The organism is Natronomonas amylolytica, assembly GCF_037031205.1.
GTDB lineage: Archaea > Halobacteriota > Halobacteria > Halobacteriales > Haloarculaceae > Natronomonas > Natronomonas amylolytica.
Window position 1 is genome coordinate 92,124 of record NZ_JAYEZM010000007.1, and the last position, 19,574, is coordinate 111,697.

General features: G+C 67.3%; 21 protein-coding genes. 15 read left to right on the plus strand and 6 right to left on the minus strand.

What is annotated here, in order from left to right:
• Positions 1 to 23 precede the first annotated feature (23 nt).
• Positions 24 to 1,238 carry an acyl-CoA dehydrogenase family protein gene (locus U5914_RS11560; RefSeq protein ID WP_336135921.1) on the plus strand — a complete coding sequence of 405 codons (1,215 nt, stop codon included), beginning with the start codon at positions 24 to 26 and terminating at the stop codon, positions 1,236 to 1,238.
• 248 nt (positions 1,239 to 1,486) lie between these two features.
• Here U5914_RS11560 and ilvD read toward each other — a convergent pair whose 3' ends face one another.
• The gene (gene ilvD, locus U5914_RS11565; RefSeq protein WP_336135922.1) at positions 1,487 to 3,244 is read right to left on the minus strand and encodes a dihydroxy-acid dehydratase; all 1,758 of its coding nucleotides are present in this window, start codon (positions 3,242 to 3,244) and stop codon (positions 1,487 to 1,489) included.
• 147 nt (positions 3,245 to 3,391) lie between these two features.
• On the opposite strand from ilvD, the gene U5914_RS11570 reads away from it, so the two are divergent.
• The 8 genes from U5914_RS11570 to U5914_RS11605 all read left to right on the plus strand — a co-directional run bounded on the left by U5914_RS11570 (position 3,392) and on the right by U5914_RS11605 (position 11,019).
• A complete protein-coding gene (locus U5914_RS11570) occupies positions 3,392 to 4,369 on the plus strand; it encodes a beta-ribofuranosylaminobenzene 5'-phosphate synthase family protein (protein WP_336135923.1) in 978 nt (325 codons plus the stop codon).
• 33 nt (positions 4,370 to 4,402) lie between these two features.
• A complete protein-coding gene (locus U5914_RS11575; protein WP_336135924.1) occupies positions 4,403 to 5,239 on the plus strand; it encodes an RAD55 family ATPase in 837 nt (278 codons plus the stop codon).
• A gap of 56 nt (positions 5,240 to 5,295) precedes the next feature.
• Positions 5,296 to 6,120 (plus strand): hypothetical protein, encoded by an 825-nt coding sequence (locus U5914_RS11580; RefSeq protein ID WP_336135925.1) that lies wholly within the window; start codon positions 5,296 to 5,298, stop codon positions 6,118 to 6,120.
• Positions 6,113 to 6,607 (plus strand): DUF8135 domain-containing protein, encoded by a 495-nt coding sequence (locus tag U5914_RS11585; RefSeq protein WP_336135926.1) that lies wholly within the window; start codon positions 6,113 to 6,115, stop codon positions 6,605 to 6,607. The genes U5914_RS11580 and U5914_RS11585 overlap by 8 nt, the downstream gene beginning before the upstream one ends.
• A 41-nt stretch (positions 6,608 to 6,648) precedes the next feature.
• A complete protein-coding gene (locus U5914_RS11590; protein WP_336135927.1) occupies positions 6,649 to 6,972 on the plus strand; it encodes a transcription factor S in 324 nt (107 codons plus the stop codon).
• Positions 6,973 to 7,080: 108 nt separating this feature from the next.
• Positions 7,081 to 7,575 carry a PadR family transcriptional regulator gene (locus U5914_RS11595; protein ID WP_336135928.1) on the plus strand — a complete coding sequence of 165 codons (495 nt, stop codon included), beginning with the start codon at positions 7,081 to 7,083 and terminating at the stop codon, positions 7,573 to 7,575.
• 75 nt (positions 7,576 to 7,650) lie between these two features.
• Positions 7,651 to 9,549, plus strand: a complete 1,899-nt coding sequence (gene gatE / locus U5914_RS11600) for a Glu-tRNA(Gln) amidotransferase subunit GatE (protein WP_336135929.1) — start codon at positions 7,651 to 7,653, stop codon at positions 9,547 to 9,549.
• Between the two features lie 84 nt (positions 9,550 to 9,633).
• A complete protein-coding gene (locus U5914_RS11605) occupies positions 9,634 to 11,019 on the plus strand; it encodes a DUF7504 family protein (RefSeq protein ID WP_336135930.1) in 1,386 nt (461 codons plus the stop codon).
• Here U5914_RS11605 and U5914_RS11610 read toward each other — a convergent pair.
• From U5914_RS11610 to U5914_RS11625, 4 genes are all read right to left on the minus strand, one after another.
• Positions 11,013 to 11,765, minus strand: coding sequence for an RNA methyltransferase (locus tag U5914_RS11610; protein ID WP_336135931.1), 753 nt, complete (start codon positions 11,763 to 11,765; stop codon positions 11,013 to 11,015). The two genes, U5914_RS11605 and U5914_RS11610, sit on opposite strands and share 7 nt — an antisense overlap.
• Positions 11,762 to 12,277 (minus strand): DUF8114 family protein, encoded by a 516-nt coding sequence (locus tag U5914_RS11615; protein WP_336135932.1) that lies wholly within the window; start codon positions 12,275 to 12,277, stop codon positions 11,762 to 11,764. The genes U5914_RS11610 and U5914_RS11615 overlap by 4 nt, the downstream gene beginning before the upstream one ends.
• 68 nt (positions 12,278 to 12,345) lie before the next feature.
• Complete coding sequence (locus tag U5914_RS11620) at positions 12,346 to 12,729, minus strand: DUF7522 family protein (protein WP_336135933.1); 384 nt, start codon at positions 12,727 to 12,729, stop codon at positions 12,346 to 12,348.
• 89 nt (positions 12,730 to 12,818) lie between these two features.
• Positions 12,819 to 13,973: a dihydropteroate synthase gene (locus tag U5914_RS11625; RefSeq protein WP_336135934.1), complete on the minus strand. Its 1,155-nt coding sequence runs from the start codon at positions 13,971 to 13,973 to the stop codon at positions 12,819 to 12,821.
• 126 nt (positions 13,974 to 14,099) lie between these two features.
• Between U5914_RS11625 and U5914_RS11630 the strand changes: the two genes are divergently transcribed.
• The 5 genes from U5914_RS11630 (at position 14,100) to U5914_RS11650 (ending at position 18,653) form a co-directional block, all read left to right on the plus strand.
• Positions 14,100 to 15,539, plus strand: coding sequence for an alpha,alpha-trehalose-phosphate synthase (UDP-forming) (locus U5914_RS11630; RefSeq protein ID WP_336135935.1), 1,440 nt, complete (start codon positions 14,100 to 14,102; stop codon positions 15,537 to 15,539).
• 220 nt (positions 15,540 to 15,759) lie between these two features.
• Positions 15,760 to 16,455 (plus strand): 6-hydroxymethylpterin diphosphokinase MptE-like protein, encoded by a 696-nt coding sequence (locus U5914_RS11635; RefSeq protein WP_336135936.1) that lies wholly within the window; start codon positions 15,760 to 15,762, stop codon positions 16,453 to 16,455.
• A gap of 78 nt (positions 16,456 to 16,533) precedes the next feature.
• Positions 16,534 to 17,490, plus strand: a complete 957-nt coding sequence (locus U5914_RS11640) for an MBL fold metallo-hydrolase (protein ID WP_336135937.1) — start codon at positions 16,534 to 16,536, stop codon at positions 17,488 to 17,490.
• The gene (locus U5914_RS11645) at positions 17,487 to 18,209 is read left to right on the plus strand and encodes a class I SAM-dependent methyltransferase (RefSeq protein ID WP_336135938.1); all 723 of its coding nucleotides are present in this window, start codon (positions 17,487 to 17,489) and stop codon (positions 18,207 to 18,209) included. The genes U5914_RS11640 and U5914_RS11645 overlap by 4 nt, the downstream gene beginning before the upstream one ends.
• A gap of 93 nt (positions 18,210 to 18,302) precedes the next feature.
• The gene (locus tag U5914_RS11650; RefSeq protein ID WP_336135939.1) at positions 18,303 to 18,653 is read left to right on the plus strand and encodes a DUF7475 family protein; all 351 of its coding nucleotides are present in this window, start codon (positions 18,303 to 18,305) and stop codon (positions 18,651 to 18,653) included.
• A gap of 76 nt (positions 18,654 to 18,729) precedes the next feature.
• Here U5914_RS11650 and U5914_RS11655 read toward each other — a convergent pair whose 3' ends face one another.
• Complete coding sequence (locus tag U5914_RS11655) at positions 18,730 to 19,185, minus strand: ferritin-like domain-containing protein (protein WP_336135940.1); 456 nt, start codon at positions 19,183 to 19,185, stop codon at positions 18,730 to 18,732.
• Between the two features lie 121 nt (positions 19,186 to 19,306).
• Between U5914_RS11655 and U5914_RS11660 the strand changes: the two genes are divergently transcribed.
• Positions 19,307 to 19,543, plus strand: a complete 237-nt coding sequence (locus U5914_RS11660) for a DUF7542 family protein (RefSeq protein WP_336135941.1) — start codon at positions 19,307 to 19,309, stop codon at positions 19,541 to 19,543.
• Positions 19,544 to 19,574: the final 31 nt, after the last annotated feature.

Here is a 19,574-nt window from a genome sequence, read left to right on the forward strand (position 1 = left end):
TGTTGTACATAGAACGGCATCGCATGGAGTACCACGACTCCGAACAAGCAGCGGAACTCGCAGCGCGCGCCCGGGAGTTCGTCGACGACGTCGTCATCCCGACCGAACGCGAACACCTCGGCGGCGGCCCCGTCGGCGAGGACGTCATCGAGGAACTCCGCGAGGAGGCCCGCGAACGGAACGTCTACTGCCCGCAGATCGACGAGGAACACGGCGGCATGGGCATGGACCTCCGTGACGTCCTGCCCCTCTTCGAGGAGGCCGGCCGCTCGCTGCTCGGCGCCGCGGCGATGCGTGTCGACGCCCCCGACGAAGGGAACATGCACACCATCGAACTCGTCGGCACCGAGGCCCAGAAGGAGGAGTGGCTCGAACCGCTCGTCGCCGGCGACATCCGCTCGGCGTTCGGTATGACCGAACCCCGCGATGGTGCCGGCTCGGACCCCAAGATGCTCAGAACCCGCGCCGAGAAGGACGGCGACGAGTGGGTCATCAACGGCCACAAGTGGTGGACCACGCAGGGTTCCCACGCCGACGTCATCCTCACGATGGCCGTCACCGACCCCGACGCACACCCCTATCAGGGTGCCTCCATCATCCTCGTCCCCACCGACGCCGACGGCGTCGAACTGGTCCGCGACATCCCGCATCTCGGCCCCGACCTCGACGGCCACGGCCACGCCGAATTCGAGTTCAACGACGTGCGCGTGCCCGAAGAGAACCTGCTGGGCGCTGAAAACGCCGGCTTCGCCATCGCCCAGCAACGGCTCGGTCCCGCCCGACTCACCCACTGTATGCGCTTCTCGGGGATGGCCCGCCGCGCCTTGACCATCGCCAAAGCGTACATGAGCGACCGCGAATCCTTCGGTACGGACCTCACCGAAAAGCAGTCGCTCCGCTACGACATCGCCGACAAGGAGACCGAACTCCACGCCGCCCGGACGATGGTCCGCCACGCCGCCGAGGAAATCGCCCGCGGCGAGCAGGCCCGCGTGCCCGTCTCCATGTCCAAGGTCTTCACCGCCAACATCTGTCAGGACGCCATCGACCTCGCCATCCAGTGTACCGGCGGCTCCGGTATCTCCCGGGACCTCCCGCTCGCGGACTTCTACGAAGGGGTCCGCGCCTTCCGCATCGTCGACGGCGCCGACGAGGTCCACCAGCGCGTCATCGCCCGCGACGCCTTCGAGGGCGCCGAGGAGCATACGGACGAGTTGGAGAACCTTCCTACTTTCTGATACCCCGAACTTTTTGCACGGCGCGCGAAGCGCGCCGGCAAAAACTTCGATGAAAAAGACACGGCGGCCCTCCCATACGGTCGGGCCTTGGTCCCGCGCCTCCCTCCGGTCGGCGCGGCGAACCGCCTCGGGGGTGACCTTCGGACACCCCCTCGGCGCATGCTTTCTTTATATACTCCCTAATAAGCGATAGTTCGTTCGGCGCTGCACCGACTAATCTTATAAAAGACATTCCGGGCTGCCCGAACTCAGTCCTCGCGCTTGACGCCGGGGTTCGTGACCGCGCCGTTGGCGGCCGACCCGAACGTCTGGCCGTATTTCGCGAGGACGCCGTTGTCGTAGTTCGGTTCGGGCGGTTCCCAGTCGTCGAGGCGCGCGTCGAGTTCCTCGTCGGTCAGGTCGACCGAGATGGTCCGTTCGGGAATGTCGACGGTGATGTGGTCGCCGTCTTCGAGCGCGGCGATGGGCCCGCCGACGTAGGCCTCGGGGGCGACGTGGCCGATCATCGGACCGCGGGTGCCACCCGAGAAGCGCCCGTCAGTCAGCAGCGCGACGTCGTCCTCGTGGCCGGCGCCGACGACGGCGGCGGTGACGCCGAGCATCTCGCGCATTCCGGGGCCGCCCTGCGGGCCCTCGTTGCGGATGATGATGACGTCACCCGATTCGATGTGGCCCTCCTGAACGTACTTCATCGCCTTCTCCTCGTTCTCGAAGATGCGGGCGGGCCCCTCGTGGTAGAACTCGTCCTGTCCGGTCGCCTTCAGGACGGCGCCGTCGGGTGCGAGGTTGCCCTTGAGGATCTTGATGGCGCCCTCGGGGAACTTCGGCTCCTCGATGGTGTAGAGGAACTCGGCGTCAATCTCCTCTTCGTCGGGGAGCGCGCCGGTCTCCTCCAGCAGTTCGAGTTCCTCCTCGATGGTGCGACCCGTGACCGTCATCTGGTCGCCGTGGAAGAGGTCGGCCTCCAGCAGGCGTCGGATGACGACGGGGACGCCGCCGATCTCGTGGAGGTCGCTCATGACGTGAGAGCCGCCGGGCGCGAGGTCCGCGATTTTGGGCGTCCGGCGGGAGATCTCGTCGAAGTCCTCGATGTCGAGGTCGACGCTGGCCTCGGCAGCCAGCGCGAGCAGGTGGAGCACGGCGTTCGTGGAGCCACCGATGGCCGTCTGGAGCGCGATGGCGTTCTCGAAGGATTTCCGGGTGATGATGTCGGAGGGGCGGCGGTCCTCTTGGATGCACTCGAGGACGAGTTCGCCGGCTCGTTCGGCGATTTCGTAGCGCTCGTCGAACTCGGCGGGCGCGGAGGCCGACCCGAGCGGCGCGAGGCCGAGCGCCTCGGAGATGGAGGCCATCGTGTTGGCGGTGTACATCCCGCCGCAGGAGCCCGCACCGGGACAGGCCTGCCGTTCGAGGTCGTCGAGTTCCTCGCCCGATATGTCGCCTTCGGCGTAGGCGCCGACGCCCTCGAAGACGTTGACGATGGTGACGTCGCGGCCCTCGTGTTGGCCGGGGAGGATGGACCCGCCGTAGAGGAACACGGAGGGGAGGTCCGTCCGGATGGCGGCCATCATCATGCCGGGGAGGTTCTTGTCACAGCCGGCGACCGTGACCAGCGCGTCCATGCGCTCGCCGAAGGAGACGAGTTCGACCGAATCGGCGATGACTTCCCGGCTGATGAGGGAGGCCTTCATCCCCTCCGTGCCCATCGAGATGGCGTCGGAGATGGTGATGGTGCCGAACTCGATGGGCATGCCGCCGGCGTTGTCGACGCCGTCGAGCGCCGACTGGGCGACATCGTCGAGGTGGACGTTACACGGTGTGATGTCGGCGGCGGGGTTGGCGATGCCGACGAGCGGCGAGGAGAGGTCCTCGTCGTCGAACCCCATCGCGCGGAACATGGCGCGATGCGGCGCGCGGTCGGCCCCCTCCGTCACCTCGCGGCTCCGGAGGTTCTCGGGCTTGTCGTAGTCGCCCGGTTCGCGGTCGGGCGTGTCCTGCTGGCTCATAGCGAACTCTTACTGCCGACGGACTTAACGGCCCGCATACTGGTCAGTATTTGCTGGGGACCACCGAACATGTCCGCCGACGCGTGGGAGCGCCGCGTCCCTGCCGCTGTCGAAACCGGCTTTTAAGCCACCGCCCAAGCCCCGCCCATGTGCGCCCGCGTCGAGGCCGGGGCTCGTCTCCACTTCGGCTTCCAGAACCTCTCGCTCGCCCACGAGCGCCTCTACGGCGGTGTCGGGGCGACGCTCGACGAGCCACGCGTGGTGCTGGAGGCCGACCCCGCCGACGGCGTGGCCTGCGAGGACGGCCTCGTCGCGGAATACGCCGAACGGGCCTGTGCGTTGCTGGGCGTCGACGGCGCGCGCGTCCGCGTCGAGGAGACGCTGCCGAGACACGTCGGACTGGGAAGCGGCACACAGCTGGCGCTGGCGACGCTAGCGGTCGTCGCGGCGGCTCACGACATGGACCCGAAGGTTCGCGAGCGCGCGCCCGAACTGGGTCGCGGCGGCCGAAGCGGCGTCGGCGTCGCGGCCTTCGAGGCGGGCGGCTTCATCGTCGATTCGGGCCATCCGACCGAGCGGTTCACGACGGCCCCGCCCGAACGGGGCGAATGGGCCGTGCCGGCCGTCGTCGCCCGCCACGATTTGCCCGACTCGTGGCGGTTCGTCCTCGTGTTGCCCGACGCCGAACCCGGCCGCAGCGGCGAGACGGAGAACGAGAGCATGCGCGCCGTCGTCGAGAACGCCGACCCGTCGGTGGCCGACGACGTGGCGACCCTGTTGGTGCGCCGCCTCCTGCCCGCGGTCGCCGAGGGGCGACTGGAGGCCTTCGGCGACGCGGTGGGCGCTCTGGGCCGACTCAACGGCGCGTGGTACGCCGACGAGCAGGGCGGCGTGTACAGACCGCCTGCTGGCCGCCTCATCGACGCGCTGGCGGACCAGCCGTCGGTTCGCGGCGTCGGACAATCGTCGTGGGGGCCGGCCGTCTACGGCGTGACCGACGCCTCGCTGGCCGATACCGCCCGGTCGGTCGCCGAAGACGCGCTGGCGGAAGCGGGCGTCGACGGCGACGTCCGGGTCGTCGCACCACGGAACGAGGGCGCGGCGATAACCCATCAAAACGGCTGAACAATTTAAGGTCCCGGCGGCGAAGGTCGACACATGAATCGAATCCCGTTCGGGATCCAGCGGCTGGATACGGCGATCGGCGGGGGCGCACCTCCCGGCAGCGTCGTCCTGCTTTCGGGGGAGGCCGGCGCCGGCGCCCGGGAGTTCATGTACACGTGTGCGGTCATGAACGGGCTCGCGGAGACCGACCCGGACCTCTTCGACCTCTATTACGGCGGCATCAGTCCCGACGCGACATCGCCCGACGAGGTACACTACGTCTCCTTTACCTCCGAGGAGCGGCAGGTTCGCCGCGAGATGGTGCGGGCGATGGACGAGGAGATAATCGACTCGGCCATCGATAACGTCGAGTTCCACGACCTCTCGCCGGAGTTCTTCCGTCTGAGCCCCGTCCCCCGGGAGTGGTACTCCGCCCGGACGACGAACATCTCGGAGTTGGGCGATACCCAGGACCGCAAGGACGTTCCGGAGGCCCTCGGCGAGCAACTCACCGAACACGCGCCGGGGAACCTCGTCGTCATCGACTCGCTTGCGGACCTCATCAGTTCGACGACCGAGAGCCTGCCGTGGAGCGATATTCCGGTCCTTCTGAAGGGGCTCTCGCGGGCCGCCTACGAATGGGGTGGGCTCATCCTCGTCCACGTCACGCGGGAGACCCTCGACGAGGTCCGCCACGGGCAACTGGTCGACGCCGCGGACGGGACGCTCTCCTTCGAGTGGGAAAGCGGCGGGTCGGCCCGCGCCCGGACGATGGTCGTCAAGCAGTTCCGGGGCGTCCTCTCGCGCATCGAAGACGAGAACATCGTCCGGTTCGAGACGGAGATCGGCGACGCCGGCTTCGACATCAGCGACGTTCGCAAGATTCGGTAGTCTCACCGCCGAACGGGGCCGAACTCTTAACTTCCTGTCGCTAGTACGACCAGTCGATGGCTACCGAGTCGGCCGATGGGTCCGAGTTGGCTGTGACGCTACCGCCACCACTGGAGGAGTGGCTCGACGAACGGGCGGCCGCGCTCGACACCGACCGCGAGGAGTTACTCGTGCAACTGGTCAGTACCTATCGAGCGGCAGCGGACCTCGACGACGAGGCGGTTTCGGTACCGGACGAGGCGGAACTCGACGAACGCATCTCGGCGGTCGTCGAGAGCCGTCTTCAGGCGTCAGAAACCGGCGAAAACGAGGACATCGGGGAGTTGTCGAGCCGCATCGACTCGCTGGAAACCGAGATGGGGGCGGACATCGAGGACGTTCGCGACCGGGTGCTTCAGGTCCGCGATGCCGTCAAAGAGCGTGCCCCGAAGGACCACAGCCACGCCGAGACGCGGGAACTCGCCGAGCGCGTCGACGGCCTCGGGTCGGACCTCGAAGACGTCGGCAGCGAAGTCTCCACGACGGTAGAACAGGTCGACGAAATCGAAGCGAGGCTCTCGGATGTCGAGTCCAAACTCGACCGACTGGCCCGCGTCGTCGTCGCGCTGCGCAAACAGGACGGGACCGCGGCGACCGAACGCGAGGAACGACTCGACCACATCCGACGGCAGGCCAACCGACACGACGTCGTCGAGGCCCGGTGTGCGGCCTGTGGGGAATCGGTCCGTCTCAGTCTGCTGACCGAACCCGCTTGCCCGCATTGCGGTACCGAGGTCCGCGACGTCGAACCGCCGAGCTCCGTGCTCGGCAACGCGCTCGGTATCGGCAAGGCGGAACTGACGGGGGCCGAACCGCCGGCCCTGGAGGCCGACGATGAGTGACGACGACCACGCCGACGACGGCGACCACGAAGGCCGGGGGACCGACGGCGACGGGTCGACGGACGCCGGCCCTGACGTCGAGACGGACCCGTTCGACGATATCGACGATATCGCCGACGGCGAACCGATAGACGACCCATTCACCGAGATGGAAGTCGGGGACATCGACGAGGACGACGTCTGGGCGGAACTCGCCGACGAAGGCGAGGACTCCGGGGACGACGCGGATTCCCTCGATGACGGCGAAGGGACCCTTCAGGGGACGGTCGTCGGCGCCGACGACGTAGCGACCGACGCCGACGAGGCCATCGTCGAGAAGCGGAGTTTCTGCCAGCGGTGTGAGTTCTTCGCCGAACCCCCGGAGGTCGCGTGTACGAACGAAGGGACCGAAATCGTCGAGTTGCTCGATACGGAGCGGTTCCGCGTCCGGAACTGTCCCGTGGTCGCCCAGCGCCGCGGGACCGCCGAGGAAGTCCTCGAGGACTAGCAGTCCGCAGGCTTTTGCCGACCCCGTTCGTAGCTTCGTGCATGCAGTTTTGCGACGAATGCGGCTCCATGATGCACGCCGAGGACGGCGAGATGGTCTGTTCGTCCTGTGGCGCCCGCGAGCCGAAGGACACCGCGAGAGCCGAGGAGTTCGTCTCGACGGAGGCCCAATCCGACGACGACGTCATCGAGTCCTCGGAGGACGCCGACTTCGAGGGCAAGCCGACCGCCGACGACGTCACCTGCGACGAATGCGGCCACGGCGAAGCGTGGTACACCATCAAACAGACCGGCGCCGCCGACGAACCGCCGACGCGCTTTTTCAAATGTAAGGAGTGCGGCCACCGCTGGCGGGAGTACAACTGATACGGACGGTTGTAACGGACTCCGCTCGCCCGTATGTGCCGTCGGGGCGTTTTCGTGCTCTGAGAACGCGCTGGCCGGCTTATGTACCTGACCCTGTTCTATCGTCGTATGTCGCGGGACGGGACACCGAGCAACGAGGCGTCGGAGGAAGACTACGAGATGGCGGTCGAGCGACTGCGTTCGGAACTCGACGTGGGTACGGCGACGGACGTCGGCACGCCCGTTTCCAGAACCGTCGACGAGACCATCGACGGGCTGTTCGGCGACAGCCAGTTCGAGTTCGAGGACTCGCAGGTGAAGGCCTCGCTGGACGAACTCCTGCTGGCGCTGGTCGCGATGCGGTCGTCGGACACCCACGGCAAGCAACTGCTCGACGACCTCGCTGGGGACTTCGATACCGCACTCAGCCCCGGCACCCTCTATCCCCGGCTGCACGACCTCTGTGAGGGCGGCCCCCTCGAGCGCCGCGAGTTGGTAAAGACCAAGGAGTACACCTTCGGCGACGAACGCGAAGCCGGTCGGACCATCGCGGACGCCGCCCGGCAGCATCTCACGCTGGGGATGGTCTTCCGGGCGGCGCTCGAACGCGGCGATTTCGAGTAGGGGCTCCCGCCGAATCCCGCTGGACCGTCCGGCATATGGTGCCTTTTTTGGCGTTGCCCGCCGGACCGACTCGTAATGAGCTACGATTACGACGAGCTGGGGCTCGTCGCCGGGCTGGAGATACACCAGCAACTCGATACGGCGACGAAGCTCTTCTGTAACTGCCCGACGGAGCGCCGGGAACCCGAGGAATCGGCGCGCTCCTTCAGTCGCTATCTGCACCCGACCAAGTCGGAACTCGGCGAACTCGACGAGGCCGCGCTCGAAGAGAGCCGCGTCGACCGCGAGTTCGAGTACCTCGCCTTCGATACGACTTGCCTCGTCGAGGAGGACGACGAACCGCCGCATCGCCTCGACAGCGAGGCGCTGGATACGGCGATGGAGATCGCCTCGCTCCTCGATTGTGAAGTCGTCGACCAGGCCCACGTCATGCGGAAAATCGTCGTCGACGGCTCGAACACCTCGGGCTTCCAGCGCTCGTCACTCATCGCGACGGACGGCGAAATCGAGACCGACGACGGCCCGGTCGGCATCGCCGACATGCTGCTCGAAGAGGAATCGGCCGCCCGCATCGAGGAACACGACGCCGGCGTCACCTACGGGCTGGACCGTCTCGGCATTCCGCTGGTCGAAATCGGCACCAAGCCCGACATCCGGAGCCCCGAGCAGGCACTGGAGGCCGCCGAGCGCATCGGGATGCTCCTGCGGTCGACCGGGAAGGTCAAACGCGGCCTCGGCACCATCCGACAGGACGTCAACGTCTCCATCGCGGAGGGCGCCCGCGTCGAGATGAAAGGCGTCCAGAGCCTCGAAGACATCGACGACCTCGTCGAAAACGAGGTCGGCCGACAGGTCGCGTTGCTCGATATCGCCGAGGAACTCCAAGAGCGAGACGCCGCCGTCGCGGAGCCACAGGACGTGAGCGAGGTCTTCGCCGACACCGACAGCGGCGTCATTTCGGGCGCCGAGGCTGTCACGGCCGTCCGACTGGAGGGCTTCGACGGTCTCGTCGGCCGCGAGATTCAGCCGGACCGCCGCCTCGGCACCGAGTTATCCGACCACGCCAAGCGCCACGGCGCCGGCGGCATCTTCCATACCGACGAACTGCCGGCCTACGGCGTCACCGAAGACGAGGTCGAGGCGCTACGTGAGGCCGTCGACGCGCGCGAGGCGCCACGCGCCTCGGATGGCGCGAGCGGCGATGAGCCGCGAGCGGGGGACGCCGTCGCCCTCGTGGCGGCGGACGCCGACGTTGCCGAGGGGGCCATCGAGGCCGTCGCCGACCGCGCCGAGGTCGCCATCGAGGAGGTCCCCGAGGAGACCCGCGGCGCCAACGAGGACGGCACCTCCCGATATCTCCGCCCGCTGCCCGGCGCGGCGCGGATGTACCCCGAGACCGACGTCCCGCCCGTCGAACCGGACCTCACCGACGTCGAACCGCCGGAACTGCTGACCGAGAAGGTCCAGCGGTACCAGGCGGACCTCGGTCTCGGCGAGAGCCTCGCCGAACAGGTCGCCTACGGCCGCTTCATGACGACCTTCGAGGAGGCCGTCGACCGCGGCATCGACCCGACGACCGCCGCGGGGACCCTCGAATCGACGCTGACCGAACTCCGGCGTGACGACGTGCCCGTCGAGAACCTGACCGAGGACCACCTGCTTTCGGTGCTCGAACTCGTCGAGGACGGCGACCTCCCCAACGAGGGCATCAACCCCGTGCTGACCGCCCTCGCCGAGGAGCCGAGCCTCTCCGCCGAGGAGGCTATCGAGGAGGCCGGCCTCGGCGGTGTCTCCCGGGAGGACGTCCGCGAGGTCGTCGTCGAGGTCGTCGAACGGAACGCCGAGCAAATCGAAGCCGAGGGGATGGGCGCCTTCTCGGGGCTGATGGGCGAGTGCATGGGCCAACTCCGCGGAAAGGCCGACGGCGAGGTCGTCTCGGAGTTGCTGCGCGAGGAAATCGGCAAGCGAACCTGAGGCTCGCGAACCCGCAGGCCGGACCGCCGCATCGACGCCCGTGGTCGGGGGCAGCTTTTAGCGCGTTCGGGCGAAGTTACGGATATGTATTCGACGCGTGGGGCGGCCCCGGTTCCTCGGCTCCCCGGCGGTAGCTCCTATCTCTGTCTCGGGCCGCCGATGGTGGGAATGGACGGGTTGCTCGCGGCGGTGCTGACGCCACGCGAAGGCGAAGCGTCGATAGCGGTTCTCACCGACACCGACCCGAAATCGTTTCTGGAACGCATGGACGACCCGGAGGGCCCGGTGGCCATCGTCGACTGTACCGGCGAGGAACGCGAGGCGGACGGACTCGACGACCGCTTCGTTCGCCGCGTCTCCTCGCCCGCGGACCTGACGAGCATCGGTATCGCCGTCTCGGAGTTCCTCGACCCGTTCGTCGAAGGCGGGCTATCGGTACGGGTCGGTCTCGACTCGTTGACGACGCTGTCGGTCTACGTCGAGCGGAAACAGCTCTTCGCGTTCCTGAACGTCCTCGAACCGCGAGCGACGGGCCACGACGGCCTGTTCGTCGCCGCGCTGTACACCGAGTCGGTGGCCGCACAGGTCCAGTCGACGGTCGAACCGCTGTTCGACGGCCGCATCGAACTGCGCGAGGGAGCAACCGGAAGCGAGATTCGCATCGAGCCCCCCGGCGAGGACCCGACGGACTGGGAACCCTTCGAGAGCGACATCGACCGGGTCGAGGCGGTGCCATCGACGTCTCGTGAGTCGAGCGGGGAACCGACCGTCGACAGCCTCGGTGCGCTCATCCGCCGCGTCGAGGCGACGCGGCTGACGCTGTCCGTGTACAACCCCGGCGGGACCGACCTCGGGCCGCTACGAACCCGGATGGACCGGCTCAACGTCACCCTCGAATCCATCGAAACGCCGAAAGTACCCGAGGGCGTCGCGATGCTCCACCGAAACGGGGAGTTCCTCGTCGCGGAACCGCTCGGGGCATTGCTGTCGTCGCTGTCGCTCGACGAACTACAGGTACAGGACTCGGAACTGTCGCCCATCATCGACCACGTCGACAGTACGGTAACGGGTCTTTCGGTCGTCGAAAAGCCGCTGCTGGTTCGCGCCAGCCGGATGTTCGAACTGCTCGCGTACCGAACCGGGCAGGGAACGCTCCACGTGGGCTTTCAGGAACTGTCGCGGGTCGCCGACGACGAGTACGTGACCCGGCTCTACGAGAACATCGTCGGGTCGGGCGTCGATATCCGCGTCTACGGCGCGCCCGACGCGACGATACCGCTCGACGGCGTCGAAGTTATCGAAAGCGAGAACGAGGAGATTACCGGCTCGTGGTTCGTCGTCTTCGAGGGCGGCGGACGGAGCGGGACCCTGCTCTGTGAGGAGCGGGAGCCGGAGTCGTACCACGGGTTCTGGACGCGTCGGCCGGAACTGGTCGGGGAAGCGGCGGCGTATCTCGAAGCGACCTACTGATTCTCGTCGGCCGGACGCGGAATCTCGCCGTTTCCGATCTTCGCACCCCGCCGCAACACGCCACGCATCGTCCGTGCCTCGCGGCCGGTCGGCTGCGCGCGGCCCACGAGGCGGCGGAACAGCCGGTTCGTCTTGTCTATCTTCTCCTCGGGGTGGCCCACGTCGTGGAGGTAGTCGTCGAAGGTCTCGTAGAGGCCCTCGATTTCGTGTTCGTTGGCGCGTTCGTGCGCCTCGTCGGGATGTTGGGTCTCCTCGACGGTCAACTCCCGGAGTTCGTAGAGGACGATGGTCGCGGCCTGTGCGAGGTTGAGGACCGGGTACTCGTCGTCGGCCGGAATCGAGCAGACGCGGTCGAGGCGGGCGAGTTCCTCGTTCGAGAGGCCGACCCGTTCGCGGCCGAAGACGATACAGACGTCCGCATCGAGCCCCGCCAGTTCGTCGGTGAGGTCCGCGGGTTCGAGGAAGGGATACCGGACGTGCTTGGTGGCGTCCTCGTTGGTCGTCGCCGTGGTGGCGACCGTATAGAAGTTGTCGACGAGGTAGTCGAAATCGACCTCCGTGGCGTTCGGGAGGACGTCCTCGCGGGCGTGGCCGGCGAAGCCGTAGGCCTCGCCCTCGGGGTCCAACTCCGGCGGGTCCACGAGATACAGGTCCGAGAGGCCGAAGTTCTTCATGCCGCGGGCGATGGTGCCGACGTTGCCGGGCGTCTCGGGGTCGACGACGGCGACGGAGATGTTCGGCGTCACGTCAGATCGGAGTAGTCCATGCCGAGGTCGTCGAGCGCCTCGTCGTCCATCTCCTCGATGGCCTCTTCGAGTTCGGGGACGTCCTCGCCCATGTCGGGGGCGGGAATCTCGTCGGGTTCGGTGTCGACGTGGTCGAGCCCACCGTAGCCCTCGGGGGCGCGGTTGCCGGCCGCGAACCACTCGTGGAAGACGTCCGCGAAGTGTTCCTTGCCCTTCTCGCGGCTACCGTCGTCCTCGCGGAACCAGTAGAGGAAGTCCGCCTCGTGTTCGGGACAGAGGAGCACCTCTCCGAGCGGTTCGCCGTAGACGATGCGGGCGACGTTGCAGTCCTCCTTCTCCTCGTTGAGGAGCCAACAGCAGTCACAGGGTTCGCCGGCGACGACGCGCAGGCGGATGAGTCGCTGGCGCGTCTCCTCGGAGACCTCCTCCATCGGCCGGAGTTCCCCGTCCTCGTCGAAGACCTCTTCCTCGTCGAAGCGCCATCCCCGCAGCGCGATAGAGACCTTTGCCATATCCGGGGCTTCGTGATTGGAGCGTATAAGCGCGTCCGTCCCGCGGCGGGGGGCGTCTTGCCCTCGAATCAGGACCCGTGACGGCGGAGTTGGTCTTCCAGCAGTCGCATGGTCGGCGGGACGAAATACGAGGAGGGGTCGAGCGTGACGTAGAGCAAAACGTCATCGCCCCAGCACATCACGACGTGGCCGTTCTCGAAGGTCCGGGTCGTGAACTGGAGGTCGCCGAGCGGCTCGAAGTCGTCCTCTCGGGCGGGACTGCCGACGTACTCGAACACGAGGTCCTCGAAGATGCGGTCCTGTATCTCCCCCGAGTACTGGTCGGCGACGTCCGACCGCATGTAGCGAATCTCGTACTCCCGCTTCTCGATATCGCCGACTGCGACGGTCCTGAGTGCGCCTCCCAACTCCGCGCGGAGTTCGGGAACGTCGAGGAGGTCCGCAGGTGCCATACGACTACTTGCCCGAGTGTCGTTTATAAACGTTCAACCGGTCTCGGGAACTGAAAAGGGACTTCGCATGGCGGGCCGGCGGCACTCGCCTACGCGTGGCGGCTCGCGGCGGCCCGGATTTCGCCGGCGACAGTCGACAGTTCCTCGGAACGGCCGCTCACGGCGGCGGCGACCCTCCGAAGCGTCGCGACGGTGCCGGTCAGATAGCAGTCGCCGTCGCCCGTTCCGACGACGCCGCCAGCGTCCTCGGTCGCGGCCACGAGCGCCTCGCGGTCGGCCTCGGGCAACTCGCCGACGAGGAAGGAAAGCGTCGCGCCCTCCTCGGGGTCGCCGGTGCCGTCACGGAGCGTCATGCTTCGCTCGACTTCGCGGCGGGTCGTCCCGGTCAATTCGACGACGCGAGCCTCCTCGTCGGTGACGACGCGGTCGTCGCCGAGGTGGTGGGCGACCAGCGCCACGTCCCGGGTTTCGGCCACGTCGTGGGTGCGGATGATGTGGGCGCCGCGTTCGACCTCCATCGTCGCTGCCGCGAGGCTGACCGGCAGTTGATCTTCGGTATCGGGGCGGTCGGCGATGTCGCCGAGGAAGTCCTCGCGGTTGGTCGCGGTGACGATGGGCCGGCCGAAGGCGCGGAATTCCCGGAGGCGGCGGAACATCTCCCAGTTGTCCTCGTAGGTCTTCTCGTCGTACCAGCCGCCGAAGGCCGGGTCGATGATTGTCTTGTCCGTGAAGCCGCCGCGCTGGAGGGCCTCGAAGACGTCGTCGATGGTCTTCAGGTGGCCGGGACTCTTGATGTCCGGCGGACTGGCCATCTTGATGACCGCGGCGTCGTGGTCCTCACAGACGTCGGGCATCTTCGGGTCGGCCCACCCGCAGACGTCGTTGACGAGGTCGAAGCCGCCTTCGAGGGCGCGCTCGGCAACCTCCGAATAGCGCGTCTCGATGGACCAGGCGACCTCGGCGTCGGTGTCGACGGCGTCCATTACCGCCAGCGCCTTGTCCAGTCGTTCGAGTTCGACCTCGGGCGGGAGCCAGTCGTTCTTCGGGTTCGAGGACTGCAAGCCGACGTCGATGATGTCCGCGCCCTCGGCGATGAGTTCCTCCTCGGCGAAGGCGACCGCCTGCTCCGGCGTCCCGTGGACGCTCGGGTCGTAGTTCGACTCGACGCTCATGTTGAGCACGCCCATGATTCGCGGGGGGTGGCCGTCACCGACGGGAATCCCGCCAACATCGACAGTTCGCATTACCGCAATACAGCGGCGTCACGGAGTAATACCTTGGCATATCGGCCAGTAGGACGCCACCGATGAGGAGGTCCGTTCGGCCGGAAGGACAGGATTCAAGCGCGTTTCGGCCGCTAGACGGTGTAGATGCAGGATATCGACGGCACCCCGGTCGAGGTGGGTTCGCTGGCGGTGGTCTCCAACCGGGAGCCGTACGTTCACGAGTACGGCGCCAACGGCATCGAGGTCTCGCGTCCGAAGGGCGGCCTCGTGACGGCGCTGGACGGCGTCCTCCGAGCGGCCGGCGGTACGTGGATAGCGTGGGGTAGCGGTGACGCGGATTTCGACCCCGAGGTCGCAGACGATGGCGTCGTTCGGATGCCGCCCGAGACTGGCGACTACACGCTCCATCGCGTCCCGCTGGGACGCCAGCAGGTCGAGGACTACTACTACGGCTACAGCAATCAGGTGCTGTGGCCGGTCTGCCATCTGGCGACCGAGCACCTCCGCGTCGAACCGGGCTTCTGGGACGCATACGAGGCAGTCAATCGGCGGTTCGCCGACGAGGTCCTCGAAAGCGGCCACGAGACGGTCTGGTTTCAGGACTACCACCTCGCGCGGGCGCCGCGACACGTCCGCGCCGAGCGGCCCGAGGCGTCGCTGGCACAGTTCTGGCACATCCCGTGGCCCCACCCGGACGCCTTCGCCGTGACGCCGCACACCGAGGACCTGCTGGACGGCCTGCTGGCGAACGACGCGGTCGGCTTTCACACCGAGCAGTACCGCCGGAACTTCCTGCGGTGTGTCGAGGCGCTCTTGGAACCGGAGGCGGTCGATTTCGAGGCGGGAACGGTCGGCTATCGCGGCCGGTCGGCCGAGACGTTCGTCGCGCCCATCGGTGTCGACCCCGAGTCGATAGCCAAAAAAGCCCGAGCGGCCGACGCCGGGCGGTTCTGGAGAGCGTTGCGCAAGCGCCACGGGTTCGACGAGGGGACGACGGTCGCCCTCGGCGTCGACCGCCTCGATTACACGAAGGGCATCCTCGAACGCCTCGACGCGCTGGCGCACCTCTGGGAGCGGCGACCCGAGCTGCGCGGACGGCTGGTGTACGTCCAGAAGGCGACCGAGAGCCGGACCCACATCGACTCCTATCGGTGGTATCGCCGGGAAGTCGTCGACCGCATCGACGACATAAACGGCCGGTTCGCGACCGACTCGTGGACGCCCGTGGTGTATCTGGACGAACCCGTAGAGCGAGACGCCCTGTTGGGCCTCTATCGGAACGCGGACCTCTGTCTGGTCACCTCGAAACGCGACGGGATGAACCTCGTCGCCAAGGAGTTCGTGGCCGCCTCCCGCGGCGCCGACGGCGTCCTGGTCTGCTCGGAGTTCGCCGGCGCCGCCGAATCGCTCTGTCCGGCGGCGATTCCCGTCAATCCGGTCGACATCCCCGCGGTCGCCGACGCCATCGAGCGGGCCGTCGACATGGACCGCCCCGAACGCGCCGACCGGCTCGACCGCCTCCAGCGAGCGGTCGCCGACGAGGACATCGAATCGTGGTTCGTGACAAACCTCACGCACCTTTAAGCACTGCTTACTCACTTCGTAAGCGCGGCTTAGAGGACTATTCGGGGCACCTCGTCGCGTCTGACGTATGTCGGACGAGTGACGTGCAGTACGAGAAAGCTTATACCAGAGCGACCGGAATGGGCAGATGGAAGCCCGGAGGGCACATCTGGGTAGGGGTACCTTGGTGCGCTCTGGGCCCAGTCTTAACACTATTTAGTGGCGACGCCGGAGTGTCGCTATGCGATACGCGGAGTGGCGACCAGCCTACGAGGCGATCTGCTCGGATTTCGGGTTCGACCCGGCCGCCGACGAACGGGCGAGGGACTCCCTCGCGGAACTAGTGGACGGCGAACGGCCGCTCGCCGTCGACGATGTCGACCTCTCGGGGACGGTCGCCGTCTGCGGCGGCGCGGCCTCGCTGGCCGGCGACCTCGATGCCGTCCGTCGAGCCGATAGCGTTGTGGCGGCCTCCATCGCCGCCGACGTCCTCCGGGATGCGGGCATCGCCGTCGACTGCATGGTGACCGACCTCGACAAGAATCCCGAGACCGCCGAGGCACTGACCGAGGCGGGGACGCCGGTCGCGGCCCACGCACACGGTGACAACCTCGACGCCGTCCGGGAATGGATACCGGCGTTCGACGCCTCGTCGGTCCTCCCGACGACGCAGGCCGAACCCCTCGGCCCGGTCGTCAATCCCGGCGGGTTCACCGACGGCGACCGGGCCGCGTTCCTCGCGGACGCCTGCGGTGCCGAGCGACTGGTCTTCCCGGGATGGGAGTTCGACGACCCGACCGTCGACCGGACGAAGGCCCGAAAACTGCTGTGGGCCGAGCGCCTGCTCCGGTGGCTGGAACTCCGACGCGAGGAGGCGTTCGGCGTTCTCGACGGACGGCGGGACCGCATCGAGTTGCCGTGGCTGGCGGGCGAGTAGCGACGGAACGCCGCCGCCGAGTCGGTTCCTTTTGACGGCAGCACACCGTTTATAAGACCCCACGGCGAAGCGCCGTCGATGGATTCCGTGTCGGTCCACCGCATCGAGTTCGATATCCCGTGGCCGCCCGATACCGCCTACGCGTATCTGGTCGATACCGACGAACCCGTGCTGGTCGACGCCGGAGCACCGGGCGAGGCCGGTACCGAGACCCTCCGGGACGGGCTCGCCGAGGCGGGCTACGAACTCGCTGATATCGACCACCTATTTATAACGCATCCGCACACCGACCACGGCGGGCAGGCCGCGACGGTCGTCGAGGCGGCCGACCCCACCGTGTACGCCCTCGACGGCGTCCGCGAGCGACTCCGACGCGATACCGACGACCTCGCGGCCGCGGTCCGGACGAACGCGACCGAGGTCGGCGTTCCCGACCCCGAAACGGAGGTCGACCGGGCGGTCGATTCGCTCCGCCGCAACCGGGAGTGTCTGCCCCCCGAACACATCGACGTCGAACTCTCGCCGGGCGAGACGGCCGAGGCGGGGCCTCTCGCGTTCGAGGCGATTCACGTCCCGGGTCATCAGGAGAATCAGGCGGCGTTCCGACACGAGGACGTGCTTTTCGCGGGCGATACCGCCGTCGAACCGTTCCGCCCCGCCGCGCTCCACGTCGGCCTCGACGACGACTGTTACGAGGCGATAGACGCCTTCCATCGCGGGTTGGACGCCCTCGAAACCGTCGCGCCCGATATCGAGCGGGTCTATCCCGGCCACGGCCCCGTCTTCGATGACCTTCAGGCCGTCGTCGACCGGGACCGCGCGTCGCTGGAACGGCTCGCCGAGGACTGCCGGACGGCCCTGAGCGACCTCGGCGAGGCGACGGCCTACGAGGTGACCGAAACGCGCGTCGAGAACCTCGAGAAACGGCCCTATACGATATTCGAGTCGGTCGGCGCGCTCGCGCGACTGGAACGGCAGGGAGGCATCGAATCGACGACCGACGGCGGCGTGCGACGATACCGCCTCGACCGATGAAGGACGCTATCAAGGCGAACTTCGATGCCAGCGTGTCGGCCTACGACGCCTACGAGCGGCGAACCGGCCGGTTTGCCGCCCTCGCGCGACTCCTGTACGCCGAGATGGCCGCGCGAGGGGACGGAACGCTCGATGCCCTCCTCGATGCCGGCGCCGGGTCGGGTGTGAGCACGCGCGTCTTCGGCGAGGCGGCGTCACGGACGGTCGCACTCGACATCAGTCGCGAGATGCTCCGCGAGAACAGCGGGTCGCCCTGCATTCAAGGTGACTTCGACCACCTCCCCTTTGCGGACGGGACCTTCGATGGCGTCGCCTTCACCGCCTCGCTCTTTCTGGTGCCGGACCCGACGGTGGCGGTGGAGGAGGCGGAACGCGTGCTTCGGACGGGCGGCGTCGTCGGTGCCGTCGCCCCGCTCGGTTGGTACACCGACGACGGAACGGACGTCTTCGAGACCCTTGACCGGGACTCCCGCTCTCCGACCCGGACCGACGACGTCGAGGCCGCACTTGCCGAGACGTTCGCGGTATCGACCGGCACGTGGCGGTTCGCGACGACCGCCGACGACCTGCGGCTGTTCCACGAGATTCCGGCGATGGCCGCACGGCTGTATCCCAGACTCTCGCCGGACGAGCGGGTCGAGAAGGCCGTGGAACTCCTCGATACCGTCGACGGGACGCTCGAACAGCGGTGGCGGTGGATCGTCGGCGTCTCCGAGTAGGCCGTCGCCCGGGCCGCGAGAACTGCCTCACTCGGGCGTTCCTACGAGCGTATTCGAGGAGATATTTAAATGGAAGGCGATACGATAGATACCATGGCACAGGCTTCCGGCGGATACCTGAAGACGGAATCGCTCACACCCGGCCACTGGTTCGCCGTATTGCTCGTGTTCGTTACCGGTGTCATCCACGTGTACGCCGGCATTATCGAGGGGCGAATCCCCGTCTCGCTCGCTGGAGTCGGGTTCCTCGGAGCCATCGTCCTGTTCTTGCTCGATTACCGTCGGCGCCTCCTCTACCCGGTCGGTATCGTGTACACGGTGGTGCAGTTCCCGCTGTGGTACGTGGCGAATGCCGGCGAATACACCACGCTCGGATACGTCGACAAAACCGTGCAGGCCGTGCTCATCGTCGTTCTCGCGTTTCTCTACTGGACCGAACGATGAGTCCCTGAACGGGCGGCGGGCCGAGATATCGGTCCGCGAGGGCCACGCCGCTCCCGAACGCTGACTCCGAGACGGTCTACTCGTTCCGGTATTCCTTTTCGAAGCCGCGGAACTCGGTTCGGTGGGCTTCCTCGTCGGCGAGAATCGTCACCGCGAGGTCCTCGGTGACGGGGTCGTCGGCCTCCTCGGCGGCGTCGATGAGCGCCCGGTAGGTGTCGATGGCGCCCTCCTCGGCTTCGAGAACGCCCTCGATGACCGACAGCACGTCGGTCGAATCCTCGGGCGGTTGCAGGGAGTCCTGTCGGGCGACGAACTCCGCCGAACTGGGCGGGCGGGCATCCAGCTGTTTGAGGCGGTTGCCGAGCTGCTGGGCGTGACCCAGCTCCTCTTGGATGTCCTGCTGGAGGCTCTCCTTTATCTCCTCGGCACGAACGCCGTCGAGTACGATGGCGTTCGTCTGGTAGTTCATCACGGTCTCCATCTCGTCGCCGTAGGCCTTCCGGAGGAGGTCGACCACGCGGTCTGATGTCATACGGGTTGGTATTCGGTCCAGAGGGCGTTATATCCGTCGTCGGTTCTCACTCGCCGAGACCGTGCCGACGGAATCCGACGGAAGCGCCAGCGGTAAGTACGCGACGGCAGTAATGAATCCAATGGCAGAAAAGCACGTCACCGTCACCTGTCCGGCGTGTGACCGAACGGAGACCTTCGAGAAACTCGGGGCGGCCCGGGAGTTCATCGAGACACACCGGACGGAGACGGGCCACGAAGCGACGTGGGAACTCCCCTCGCTTTCGGCGGGCGTCGAGCGCGCCGGCGACGAGGCCGGCGTCTGTGGCCGCCCGGAGTGTACGACGACGGAGTCGCCGCTGTATCAGGGCGACGAATAGGGACGGCCACGCGGCCCGAACCGCCTTCGAC